General features: G+C 69.4%; 10 protein-coding genes and 1 pseudogene. 6 read left to right on the forward strand and 5 right to left on the reverse strand.

Annotated elements, in window-relative coordinates; genetic code table 11:
• The coding region (locus G6020_RS09520) for a PRC-barrel domain-containing protein (RefSeq protein WP_182610449.1) at window positions 1-377 on the reverse strand (377 nt) is incomplete at its 3' end.
• 69 nt (window positions 378-446) lie between these two features.
• On the opposite strand from G6020_RS09520, the gene G6020_RS09525 reads away from it, so the two are divergent.
• Genes G6020_RS09525 through G6020_RS09535 form a run of 3 tightly spaced genes read left to right on the forward strand, consistent with a single transcriptional unit; the run spans window position 447 to window position 2,592 of the window.
• Window positions 447-1,487, forward strand: a complete 1,041-nt coding sequence (locus tag G6020_RS09525) for a CoA ester lyase (protein WP_182610450.1) — start codon at window positions 447-449, stop codon at window positions 1,485-1,487.
• Window positions 1,487-1,987: a general stress protein gene (locus G6020_RS09530; RefSeq protein WP_182610451.1), complete on the forward strand. Its 501-nt coding sequence runs from the start codon at window positions 1,487-1,489 to the stop codon at window positions 1,985-1,987. Before G6020_RS09525 ends, G6020_RS09530 begins: the two co-directional genes overlap by 1 nt.
• The gene (locus G6020_RS09535; protein ID WP_304814553.1) at window positions 1,984-2,592 is read left to right on the forward strand and encodes a suppressor of fused domain protein; all 609 of its coding nucleotides are present in this window, start codon (window positions 1,984-1,986) and stop codon (window positions 2,590-2,592) included. The genes G6020_RS09530 and G6020_RS09535 overlap by 4 nt, the downstream gene beginning before the upstream one ends.
• Window positions 2,593-2,598: 6 nt before the next feature.
• Here the strand turns inward: G6020_RS09535 and G6020_RS09540 are convergent, their stop codons facing one another.
• A complete protein-coding gene (locus tag G6020_RS09540) occupies window positions 2,599-3,684 on the reverse strand; it encodes a magnesium and cobalt transport protein CorA (protein WP_182610452.1) in 1,086 nt (361 codons plus the stop codon).
• A gap of 178 nt (window positions 3,685-3,862) precedes the next feature.
• Between G6020_RS09540 and G6020_RS09545 the strand changes: the two genes are divergently transcribed.
• A complete protein-coding gene (locus G6020_RS09545; protein ID WP_347238345.1) occupies window positions 3,863-4,717 on the forward strand; it encodes a glycine betaine ABC transporter substrate-binding protein in 855 nt (284 codons plus the stop codon).
• A gap of 96 nt (window positions 4,718-4,813) precedes the next feature.
• Here G6020_RS09545 and G6020_RS09550 read toward each other — a convergent pair whose 3' ends face one another.
• The 3 genes from G6020_RS09550 to G6020_RS09560 form a co-directional block, all read right to left on the reverse strand.
• Window positions 4,814-8,710 (reverse strand): multifunctional oxoglutarate decarboxylase/oxoglutarate dehydrogenase thiamine pyrophosphate-binding subunit/dihydrolipoyllysine-residue succinyltransferase subunit, encoded by a 3,897-nt coding sequence (locus G6020_RS09550; RefSeq protein ID WP_182610453.1) that lies wholly within the window; start codon window positions 8,708-8,710, stop codon window positions 4,814-4,816.
• A gap of 127 nt (window positions 8,711-8,837) precedes the next feature.
• On the reverse strand, window positions 8,838-9,533 hold the full coding sequence (locus G6020_RS09555; RefSeq protein ID WP_182610454.1) for a hypothetical protein: 696 nt from the start codon (window positions 9,531-9,533) through the stop codon (window positions 8,838-8,840).
• An 84-nt stretch (window positions 9,534-9,617) separates the two neighbouring features.
• Entirely contained in the window at window positions 9,618-10,952 is a 1,335-nt protein-coding gene (locus G6020_RS09560; RefSeq protein WP_182610455.1) for a D-arabinono-1,4-lactone oxidase, read from the reverse strand.
• Window positions 10,953-11,086: 134 nt separating this feature from the next.
• Here G6020_RS09560 and G6020_RS09565 point away from each other — a divergent pair, with 134 nt between their 5' ends.
• Both G6020_RS09565 and G6020_RS09570 read left to right on the forward strand, forming a co-directional pair.
• The gene (locus G6020_RS09565) at window positions 11,087-11,725 is read left to right on the forward strand and encodes a TetR/AcrR family transcriptional regulator (RefSeq protein ID WP_179525574.1); all 639 of its coding nucleotides are present in this window, start codon (window positions 11,087-11,089) and stop codon (window positions 11,723-11,725) included.
• 4 nt (window positions 11,726-11,729) lie between these two features.
• A pseudogene (locus G6020_RS09570) lies at window positions 11,730-11,938 on the forward strand (amino acid deaminase/aldolase); the annotation flags it as partial.

Genomic DNA, 11,938 nt, shown 5'->3' on the forward strand with positions numbered 1-11,938 from the left:
GCGGTGCCGGCCCCCGAGACGGCCGAGGGGCCGGCCGCGGAGCCGGGCGCGCCGCGCTCCGGATCGACCCCCACGATCGAGTCCACCAGGGACCCGAGCACCAGGTTCTCGCCGGGCCTGGACTGGAACCGGTGCAGGTTGATCGTTCCGGAGATCAGCGCGACCGAGCGGGGCTCGACCGAGGCGACCCTGAGCATGGGCACGAAGATCCGCCGCCGGGTGGGAAGCTCCACCACCAGTCCGAGGACCCGGGGTTGCTTGTGCCGGGCGCGCATCGTCACCACGACGTCGCGGATCCGCCCGATGTCGTCCCCGTCAGGGCCGATCACCGGCAGTCCGGCTAGCCTGGCGACGAAAGCCTTGTTGAGGTTCGCCATGCGGACCAGGTTAGTCACCGGGTGGTGGATCACGCCCCGCCCGCACCGGACCGGAGGGAGTGCCCGCAGATGACCCCCGCCCAGCACACGGAGCCCGCACCGTCGGAGTCCGCCGCGGCGACGATCGCCGGACTGCGCACCCGTCCCCGGCGCACTGTGCTCGCCGTCCCCGGTAGCAGCGTCAAGATGATCGGCAAGGCCCGCGGGTTGCCGGTGGACGAGGTGTTCCTCGACCTCGAGGACGCCGTCGCGGGCCCGGCCAAGGAACAGGCGCGCGAGAACGTCGTCGAGGCGCTCACCAGCGGTGGCTTCGCCGCGCCGACCGTGGTGGTGAGGGTGAACGCCTGGGACACCGAGTACACCGTCCGGGACGTCACGGAGGTGGTCGGCAGGGCGGGCGCCCACGTCGACGCGCTCCTCCTGCCCAAGGCGCGGTCGGGCGCGGAGGTCCGGGCCCTCGACCTGGTGCTCACCCAGGTGGAGAAGGCGGCGGGCCTGCCCGTCGGGCACATCGGTATCGAGCCCCAGATCGAGGACGCGCTCGGTCTCACCAACATCGACGAGATCGCCACCGCGAGCGCGCGGGTCCTCACGCTGGTGTTCGGTCCCGCAGACTTCATGGCCTCGATCGGCATGCGCACCCTCACCGTCGGGGAGCAGCCGGAGGGGTACGCGCCGGGCGACGCCTACCACCACGTTCTGTTGAGCATCCTCGTCTCCGCACGGGCGCACGGTCTCCAGGCGATCGACGGGCCGTTCCTCAAGGTGCGGGACGTGGAGGGCTTCCGCAGGGCGGCGGCCCGCACCGCGGCACTGGGCTTCGACGGCAAGTGGGTCCTGCATCCCGCCCAGGTGGACGCGGGCAACGAGGTGTTCAGCCCGCGTCAGGACGAGTTCGACAAGGCGGAGGGGATCCTCGCCGCCTACGCCCACTCCACGTCCGAGGAGGGCGGGGCCCGGGGCGCGGTGATGTTCGGTGACGAGATGCTCGACGAGGCCAGCCGTAAGATGGCACTGGTGGTCTCCGCACGGGGGCGGGCAGCGGGGATGACGACGACGGCCGCCCGAGAGACCGATCCGAACGGGTCGACGACGGAAGGATCGATGTGATGACGACTCCGGTGCCCCCGACCACGGGCCGGCGCGGGCAGACGCCCGGGTTGCCCACGCCCCCCACCGGGTGGGTGGTCGGTTCCTACCCCACCTACGCGCAGGCCCAGGCGGCCGTGGACCACCTCGCGGACGAGGAGTTCCCCGTCCACGAGGTGACCATCGTGGGCGTGGACCTCATGCAGGTGGAGCGTGTCACCGGCCGGCTGACCTGGCCCAAGATCCTGCTCGGCGGACTGGCGACCGGCGCGTGGCTCGGACTGTTCGTGGGCCTGCTGGTCGGCATCTTCACCCAGCCGATGTGGGGAGTCGTCCTCACCGGACTGATCGGTGGTTCGGTGTTCGGTGTGGTCTCCGCCTCGCTGTCCTACGCCGCGACACGGGGAAAGCGCGACTTCGCGTCGACCTCCCAGCTGGTCGCCGGACGGTACGACATCCTGTGCGAGCCCGGGAACGCCGAGAAGGTCCGCGACGAACTCGCACGCCTCGGCCTCAAGTGACGCTCCCGGGAGGCCCTTCCGACTCGTCGTCCGTCCTGACCGCGGTCCGCGAGCATCTCATCGCGCATCTCGGTCCCGAGCCGCAGGAGGCGTCGGTGACCTTCCTGGGGGCGGCACCGATCCGGGTCCTGCGCTTCGTGGACATCGAGTCCGGCCTGGTCAGATACGCCTCGCTCGGGTGTTCGGCCGACCCGATGGGGGATCCGTCCGCGCTGGTCCCCGACCCGACCGCGCCGCGGGCCGAACTCTCCCTGGTGTTGCGGGGCGGCGTGGACGGGCTCGTCCGCGCCCTGGCCGTGCTCGCCGCCGCCCCGGCGGTCGAGGGCCTGGTCCTGTCCGAGGGCGCTCTCATCGATCTCGGGGAGCCGCTGTGGCCGGGCGCGGCGTTCACCGCGGTCGTGCTGCGGGCGCCCGAGATCCCCGACGTCGAGGTGGGTGGGGAGTCCGCCCCCGTCAGGATCTTCCGAGCGGTCCCGGTGACGCACACCGAGGCGGCCTGGGTCCGACTCAAGGGAGCGGGGGAGCTCGAGGACGCGTGGGCCGAGGCCGGGATCGACGTGACCGATCCGGCGCGCCGCGCGGTGAATCCGGGTCTGACCCGCTGACTACAGCTAGCGGTTCCTGCGGAAGAGCAGGAACAGCCCGGTGCACGCGGCGGCCATGACCCCGAGCACCAGGTAGTAGCCGTACTCGGAATGCAGTTCGGGCATGTTGGTGAAGTTCATCCCGTAGATCCCCGCGATCATCGTGGGCACGACCGCGATCGCCACCCACGCGGAGATGCGCCGCATATCGGTGTTCTGCTGCACCCCGATCATCGCCATGGCCGCGTTGACCAACGAGGTGATCTGCTCGTCGAGGGTCGTGACCTCCGCCGCGACCTGGCTGTGGTGGTCGTGGACGTCGCGGAAGTAGTGCCGGATCTCGGCGGGGATCAGGTCGAGATGCTCGACCGCCAGACGCCGCAGGGGCAGGGCCAGGGGAGCGATGTCGTGCTTGAGCTCGAGCAGCTCACGCTTGAGCAGGTAGATCTGCTCGATGTCGACACGGGTGCGGGGGGAGAAGACGGCGGTCTCCAGGTCGTCGACGTCCCCACTCATCCCCTCGGCCACCTCGAGGTAGCTGTCCACCACCCGGTCGGCCACGGCGTGCATCACCGTCGACGGCCCCCGGAGCAGCCTCTCGGGCGCGCTCTCGAGCTCCGCGCGGATGTCGGCGAGGCCGGTGAAGTCCCCGTGACGGACGGTCACCACGAAGTCGCGGCCCAGGACCACCATGACCTCACCGGTGGAGACGATGTCGTTGGTCTCGGTGATCGACTCGTGCTCGAGGTACCTGACCGTCGACATGTTGAGGACCAGGGAGTCGTCATAGGCCTCCAGTTTGGGCCGCTGCCGTCCGCTGGCGGCGTCCTCGGAGATCAGCTCGTGGAGACCGAACTCCCTCGCCAGCGCCTCCATCTGGTGCGGGTCCGGGGCGTGGAGCCCGACCCACACGAACCCCCGCCCGGCCTGTCGTACGTGCCGGATCGCGGCCCGGTGGGTGAAGCGCCCCGGGACACGGACGCCGTCGACGTAGACACCGCAGTCGACCACCGCGCGTTCGGTGGGAACGGTCAGCCGGGTGCGTGGGGGGAAGGGGCTGGCCGTGTCGTCCCGCCGTCTTCGGATACTCGGCACCAGCGCCCCCTCACTCATCACCATGACACTATCCGGCGCCGGGCCTCGACACGATGGGCGTTAGGGTTCTGCTGGGAGACTGGCGGACAGGTGTCGCACGACCGGGTGCGGACGTGGCGAGGAAGGACGTGGTCGAGTGCGGCGGACGGGGGAGCGGGCCGGAGTACGCGGACTGGCGATCGCCGGGGTTGCGGTGGTGGCACTGACCGGATGCCAGGCGCAGTCGTCGATCGTCCCCGCCCACGAGTCCGATCCGGTCGTGGTGATCGAGACCGCGTCCTTCGGTGAGGCCGAGGTCGTCGGCCACATCTACGGCAACGCCCTGTTGAGATCGGGCTCCCGGGTCACTCTGCGTCCGCAGTCGGGAGACCAGGCCGAGGTCCTCGAGTCGGTGACGACGGGAGACGCCACGTTCACCATCGGGTTCACCGGCGAGTTGCTCCGGGCGTTCGATCCGGGCTCCACCGTGGTCGAGGCCGACGAGGTGTACACCGCGATGATGGCCGCCCTCCCCGAGGGTGTCACCGCAGCCGACCCGGCTCCCGCCGAGGACGCCCCCGTCTACGTGGTGACCCGGCACACCTCGGAGACGCGCGGTCTGCGGACCATGTCCGACCTCGCCGGACGCTGCGGGGAGTTCACACTGGGCGCACGCCAGGAGGCGCTCGCGGACCGTGAGCTCGCCACCGCGGTGGGTGGGACGTACGACTGCGGGTTCGGGCGGAGGGTGGCGCTGGGCCCGAACCCGCGCGCGGTGTTCGACGCACTGCGCGCGGGGGAGATCGGCGTGGGGCTGGTCCAGTCGACCGACCCGGTCCTGGATCCCGACGACATGGTGCCGCTGGACGACGACGAGGACGCCATCCTGGCCCAACACGTCGTCCCGGTGTTCCGCAAGGGCTCACTCTCCGAGGACCAACTCGCCCTGGTCAACCGGATCAGCGGCGAGCTGACCACGGAGGACGTGCGGGAGCTCCTGCTCGGGGTGGAGTTCGGCACCTCCACCCCGACCGATCTCGCCAACTACTGGCTGGACTCGCACGACTACTGAGCCCGGGCGCACGGGACCGACCCCGGGCGCACGGGACCGGCCCCGGGCGATCGCCGCCGGGGGGCGCGGAGACCCGCGCCTACCCCGTGGCCGCGATCAGGAGAACGCCTCGTCCACGAGCGCCTTCTGCTCGACCGCGTGGACCTTGCTCAGGCCGGTCGACGTGGCGGCCATGGCCCGTCGAGACACCCGCTTGAGCGGCGGGAACTCCGGGATGACCTCCGGCAGGTTGAGTGCGAGGAAGCTCCACGCGCCCTGGTTGGCCGGTTCCTCCTGCACCCACCGGACCTCGGTGAGGTTCGGGTAGTGGCTGAGCGCCTCGCGGAGACGACGGAACGGGATCGGGTGGATCTGTTCCAGCCGGACGATCGCGACGTCGTCGTGGCCTTCCTTCTCCTGCCGTGCCGCCAGCTCGTAGTAGAGCTTGCCCGAGACCAGGAGCATGGTCTTGACCTTCTCCGGGTCCTTGCCACCGTCGACGAAGGTGGGATCGTCGAGCACCGAACGGAACTTGCCCGAGGTGAAGTCGGCGAGGGCGCTGACGGCCTTCTTGTTCCGCAGCATCGACTTGGGGGTGAAGACGATCTGGGGGCGCTTGATGCCGTCGGTGGCGTGGCGACGCATGAGGTGGAAGTAGTTCGCCGGGGTCGACGGTTGCGCGACCGTCATCGACCCCTCCGCGCACAGCTGCAGGAAGCGTTCCATGCGCCCTGAGGTGTGGTCCGGGCCCATGCCCTCGTGGCCGTGCGGCAGGAGCAGGGTGACCGAGGACTTCTGACCCCACTTGGCCTCACCGGAGGAGATGTACTCGTCGATGATGGTCTGGGCACCGTTGACGAAGTCGCCGAACTGCGCCTCCCACAGGACCAGCGCCTCCGGGTCACCCACGGAGTAGCCGTACTCGAACCCGACACCGGCGTACTCGGTGAGCGCGGAGTTCCACACCTCGAACCGGCCGTCGGCCTCGTCGAGGTTCTGCAGCGGCGAGTAGGGCTCGGCAGTGGTCTTGTCGACCACCACCACGTGCCGCTGCGTGAAGGTGCCGCGCTGCGAGTCCTGGCCGGCCAGGCGAACGGTCCGGCCCTCCATGACGAGCGAACCGATCGCGAGCAGCTCGGCGAACGCCCAGTCGATGTTCCCGTTGTAGGCCATCTTCTGGCGCGCCTCGTAGACCGGCTTGACACGCGAGTGGATGTGGAAGTCCTCGGGCAGGTTGCCGAAGGCGTCGCCGATCGCGTGGATGACCGACTCGTCGACCGCGGTCACCAGACGCTTGGGCAGCGGCTGGTTCGGCAGGATCGACTCGGATGCCTTGACCGGGTGCTTCTCGAGTTCGCGGACCTCGTTGAAGACCCGCTCGAGCTGGCCCTGGAAGTCGCGCAGGGCGTTCTCGGCCTCCTTCTCGGTGATGTCACCGCGACCGACGAGATCGTCGGTGTAGGACTGGCGGACGCTCTTCTTGCCGTCGATCACCTCGTACATCCGGGGCTGCGTCATCGACGGGTCGTCGGCCTCGTTGTGGCCGCGGCGGCGGTAGCAGACGAGGTCGATCACGACGTCCTTCTTGAACTGCTGGCGGAAGTCCATCGCCAACCGCGCCACCCGCACACACGCCTCTGGGTCGTCACCGTTGACGTGGAAGATCGGGGCGCCGATCATCTTGGCGACGTCCGTGGAGTACTGGCTGGACCGACCGGCCTCGGGGGCGGTGGTGAATCCGATCTGGTTGTTGACGACGATGTGGATCGTCCCGCCGGTGCGGTACCCGTCGATCTGGGACAGGTTGAGCGTCTCCGCCACCACCCCCTGGCCGGCGAAGGCCGCGTCACCGTGGAGCATGAGCGGGACGACCGGGTACTCGGCACGCCACTCCGGGTCCTCGATGAGGTCCTGCTTGGCCCGCACGATTCCCTCCAGGACGGGGTCGACGGCCTCGAGGTGCGACGGATTGGCGGTGAGCGAGACCTTGATCTCGTTCTCCCCGAACATCTGGTACTGGATGCCCTCGGCGCCGAGGTGGTACTTGACGTCACCCGAGCCGTGGGCGGCCGAGGGGTCCATGTTGCCCTCGAACTCGGTGAAGATCTGCCGGTAGGGCTTGCCCACGATGTTGGCCAGGACGTTCAGGCGGCCGCGGTGCGGCATGCCGATCACGACCTCGTCGAGCGCGAACTCGGCGGCCTCGTCGATGACCGCATCCATCATCGGGATGACCGATTCGGCGCCCTCCAGGGAGAAGCGCTTCTGTCCGACGTACTTGGTCTGCAGGAAGGTCTCGAACGCCTCCGCCGCGTTGACCTTGGACAGGATGTACTTCTGCTCGGCGACCGTCGGCTTGTCGTCGACACCCTCGAGTCGTTCCTGGATCCACTGGCGTTGTTCGTTCTCGAGGATGTGGGTGTACTCGATACCGATCTTGCGGCAGTACGCCGCGCGCAGCGCAGACAGGACGTCGCGCAGGCGCATCTTGTCCTTGCCGACGAACCCACCCACGGAGAACTTGCGGTCCAGGTCCCAGAGCGTCAACTCGTGGGAGTTGACGTCGAGGTCCGGGTGGAAGGTGCGGCGACGCTTGGCGTGCCGCCCGTCCAGGGGGTCGATATCGGCCATGAGGTGGCCGCGGTCGCGGTAGGCCGCGATCAGCTCGAGGACCCGGGCGTCCTTGTCCACGCGCGGGTCGGTGATGTCCTGACGCCACCGGACGGGCTCGTAGGGGATGCCGAGGACGTCGAAGATCTCGTCGTAGAACTCGTCGGCGAGCAGGAGACGGTGGATCTCGCGGAGGAACTCCCCGGATTCCGCACCCTGGATGATCCGGTGGTCGTAGGTCGAGGTGAGGGTGGTGATCTTGCCGATGGCGTTGTTGGCCAGCTGCTCGTCGCTGGCACCCTGGAATTCGGCCGGGTACTCCATCGCACCGACACCGAGGATCGTGCCCTGCCCCACGGTCAGTCGCGGCACAGAGTGGACGGTGCCGATCCCGCCGGGGTTCGTCAGCGAGATGGTGACCCCCGAGAAGTCCTCCATCGTCAGCTTGCCGATGCGGGCGCGGGAGACGATGTCCTCGTAGGCGTCGAGGAAGCCGCGGAAGGTCAGTTCCTCGCAGTTCCTGATGGCGGCCACGACCAGGGTGCGCCCCGCCTTGGTCTTCATGTCGATCGCCAGGCCGAGGTTGATCCCGTTCGGGGTCACGACGTTGGGCTTGCCGTCGACTTCCTCGAAGTGGTTGTTCATGTTCGGGTAGGACTTGATCGCCTGCACCATCGCGTACCCGATGAGGTGGGTGAAGGAGATCTTGCCGCCGTGCGTCCGCTTGAGGTGGTTGTTGATGACGACGCGGTTGTCGATCATGAGCTTGGCCGGAATCGCACGGACCGAGGTGGCCGTGGGCAACGTCAGCGACGCGTTCATGTTCTTGACGATCGCGTTGGCCGGGCCGCGCAGGACCTTGTTCTCTGCTTCCTCGGGCGGCGTGTACTCGGGCCGGGTGGTCCGCTTGGCGGCGGGTGCCTCCGACGTGCCACGCGAGCTCGGCGTCCGCGCGGGGGCCGGCACACCCCGCCCGCGTGCCTTGCTCTTCGGGGAGCTCTCGGCGGTGGGCTTGGCGGCCACGTCCTCGGCTGACGACTCGGGAGACATGTCCGCGACGGTCAGCTTCGAGGTCTTCTGGGTGTTCGCGTCGGGGGTGGCGTTGTCGCCCCCGGACTTCTCGGAGGAGACCTTCTTGCCGCTCTTGCCGGCACTCTTCTTCTCTCCACCGGTCTTGCCACCACTGGTTTTCCCACCAGTCCGTGCGTCACCCCCGTCCGCAGCCGGACCGGCACCGGACGAGCCGTTCGACGCACTCCGACCGCTCACGGCCGCGGCCCCGGGGTTCGCGTCGAAGAACTCGTGCCAGGACTTATCCACGGAGGACGGGTCCTTGGAGAACCGCTCGTACATCTCGTCGACGAGCCACTGGTTCTGTCCGAACTGTGAGACGGTGTTGCTCACGATGTTGTGGTGCCTTCCTGATCTGTGGTGGGTTTCACACGCAATGAACCCAGGCTAGACCTTCTGCGCGTTCTCGGCCTTCCGATCTCACCTGACAGGGGGATGCGGTGCACTCGACGCACGGGGGTCAGGTCGAGGGCCAGCTGTCCGGAGGGGTCCCGAAGGTGGTCGCCGCCGCCTTCACGACGGTCCGACCCAGCCGTCGGTTCCCCCAGCCTCCCACCGCCGCGCCGATGCCCGCGGGGGCGAGCTTGCCCATGGCGAGGGTCGCCCGCTTCACCGCGAACTTCCGGGCGAACCGGGACACCATCCGACGATTGACCTCCTTCAGACCCGGGAGCCCCAGCGACCTTCCGGCGAGCGACCCGCCGGCGGAGGCCCCGCCGCTCGTGCTGACCGCGTTGGCCAGGATCGCGGTGCCCGACGCCCCGAGCATGACGGTCATCACGAGCAGCTCCTCGTGCTCGCCGACCCTCACGTCCACGCCGTGGACCTCCGCGACGGCCAGGGTGTAGAACGCGGCGGCCTCGATGAACACCAGCGACTCGGCGCCGATCGCGCCGAACGCGACGATGGTGCCGACCCCGGGGACGGCCGCCGTGGCGCCCACGGCCGCGCCGGACGCGGTGACGGCGCTCAGGAAGCGGGAGTCGAGCCGGTCGCGGATGCGCTCGGGACTCTCATCCGGATGGTTCTCGCGGAGCTTGCGGACGTAGGCGCGCGCGGCCCCGGCCTGGCTCCGTATCGCCTTCCGGAGGGCCCCTGTGGCGATTCCGGCGAGTGGACCGGAGACGTCGGTGTCGGCGGGGACGCGTTCTGGCACGGGATCTCCTCGAGGGTGGTCACGACAGGGTCGGCTGCCCTTGTCCGTCACTCCACGGTACGGAGGATCACGGGGTCCCGCCTCCTACGGGAGGACCTGTTCGGTGTACTGGTTCGCGAAGACCCGGTCCGGGTCCAGTCGGTCCCGCACGGCGACGAAATCGTCGAAGTGTCGGATGGTGTCGGACAGGTCGGCGGCGGTCCGGGTGTGCATCTTCCCCCAGTGGGGTCGACCGTCCGCGGCGAGGAAGATCTCCTCGGCCGATCGGAAGAGCTCGGTGTGGTCCATCAGGTGGAACTGGTGGACCGCGATGTAGCAGACGTCCCGCTGGTGGGCGGTCGACATCCACACGTCGTCCGCGGCGGCGAACCGCACCTCGACGGGGAACGGCGTGACGATGCCGGAGCGGTCGATCATGTCCCGGAGGTCCCTCACCACGGCCGCGGCCGCGGCCACCGGCACCGCGTACTCCATCTCGCGGAAGCGGACCCGTCGTGAGGAGGCGAAGACCCGGTAGCTGCGATCGGTGTACGCGCGGGCCGACATCGCCCGGGCCGCGAGGCGGTTGATCCGGGGTGTCAGCGAGGGCCGACGGGCGGCCGTCCGGCACAACGCACCGAACGCCTCGTTGGCCAGGAACTCCTCGCCCACGAGCTCGCGGAACCTGCCCAGGGGCTGCAGCTCGGTGTCGCCCGGAAGCCGGGTGTGGCGTTTGACGGTCACGGCGTCGGTGTGGGGGAACCAGAAGAACTCCGCGTGGTCGGCCGAGCCCGCGAAGCCCTCGAGATCGGCGAGCGCGGCGGTCAGGGTCCACGGGTGTTCCTCGGCGCTCAGCGCGAACGCCGGCACGCAGTGGATCGTCATCTTGGTGATGATCCCGATCGCACCGATCCCGAGTCGCGCCGCCTCGAACACCTCAGGATTCGTCTCGCGGGAACAGTTCAGGACGGAACCGTCGGCGGCGACGAGCTGCAGACCGACGACGGTGGCCGGCAGGCCGACAGCGTGCCGACCCGTGCCGTGGGTCCCCGTCGACACCGCGCCGGCGAGCGACTGTTCCGCGAAATCCCCGAGATTCGGTTGCGCGAGTCCCAGGTCCCACAGAAGTGGGCCGAGCCGGTGCAGTCGCGTGCCCGCCCAGACGGTCACGTCAGCCCCGTCGACGTGCCCGTCTGGGGCGCGGGTCGGGACGATCGACTCGATCCCCGTCAGGTCGTCGAGTGAGATCAGGACCCCGTCCGTCGCCGCGGCCGGGGTGAAGGAATGTCCGGCGCCCACGCACTTGACCCGGGTGCCCCGGTCGGCGGCGGTGCGCACGATGTCCGTGACCTCCGCGACGGTCGTGGGGTCGGACCGGCCGGACGGCGAGGCGATGACGTTTCCGGCCCAGTTCTGCCACGGTGTGGTCGAGGTCGTCATGGCTGCCGAGATTACCCCCCGCTTCACCGTCGAAGGGGGGCAACCTGGACGACAGACCTGACCGCGGGGCGGTGCCCTGTGCGATCCGGGGACGAAGTGTGCCCGCCGCAGGGTCGTCGTCGTACCATGGACGGGTGACCAGACGCCTCCCATCCGATCAGCGCAGAGCGCAGCTCCTCCGGGCCGCCCTGGAGATCGCCGAACATGACGGGTTGGGCGCGGTGACCGTCCGCGGCGTCGCGGAGCGGGCCGGCGTCTCCCTCGGTGTTGTCCACTACTGCTACACGGATAAGGAAGAGCTCCTCCGTGAGGTGATCGGTGCGGTCAACTCGGAGGTGCACCAGGCGGCACGGGCGTTCATCAACGTCGACTTCGACTCCGGCGCCATGGGCAGGGAGGGGCTGCGACGGAGGTTGTACGAGGCCATCGACCTGATCTGGGCCGTCATCTCCGCTTCTCCCGACCGGCAGCTCCTCACCTACGAGATCGTCTCCTACTCGCTGCGTACGTACGGGACACCCGAGATCGGCCTGGCCCGCCACCAGCAGGAGTCCAACGAGGAGATCATCCGCTCGGTGCTCGGGCGGACCGCCCAGTCCGCGGGTATGCGCTGGGGTATGGGCCTCGACGACATGGTCCGTGTCGTGGAGGCCACGGTCGCGGGCATCGGTCTGCGCTGGCAGATCTGCCGGGACGACGACGAGGCGATCGCCCTTCTCCACCGGGCGGTCGACCTCGTGGTGGCGGACGCGCATCCGCTCGACGGTGAGTAGGCCGGTGTCCGGACCCGGCACCGACGCCGTGGACGCCGTGGACACGGCCACCGCCGGACTGGACGCGCCGCTCGCCGCGCTGCACCTGCCCACCCTGCGGGCGAACCTGGCCGACCTGCGGCGACGAGCAGGCGGGACGCGGATCCGGATCGCCAGCAAGTCCGTCAGGTCGCGCGGGGTGCTCGAGGAGGTCCTCGGTCCGGGGCTCCGGGA

Source organism: Dietzia sp. B19, assembly GCF_014145155.1.
GTDB lineage: Bacteria > Actinomycetota > Actinomycetes > Mycobacteriales > Mycobacteriaceae > Dietzia > Dietzia natronolimnaea.

What these genes read in the sequence shown, in the direction of transcription:
- G6020_RS09525 (WP_182610450.1), top strand. Translation starts at nt 447, where the DNA reads ATGACCCCCGCCCAGCACACGGAGCCCGCACCGTCGGAGTCCGCCGCG.
- G6020_RS09530 (WP_182610451.1), top strand. Translation starts at nt 1,487, where the DNA reads ATGACGACTCCGGTGCCCCCGACCACGGGCCGGCGCGGGCAGACGCCC.
- G6020_RS09540 (WP_182610452.1), bottom strand. Translation starts at nt 3,684, where the DNA reads ATGAGTGAGGGGGCGCTGGTGCCGAGTATCCGAAGACGGCGGGACGAC.
- G6020_RS09560 (WP_182610455.1), bottom strand. Translation starts at nt 10,952, where the DNA reads ATGACGACCTCGACCACACCGTGGCAGAACTGGGCCGGAAACGTCATC.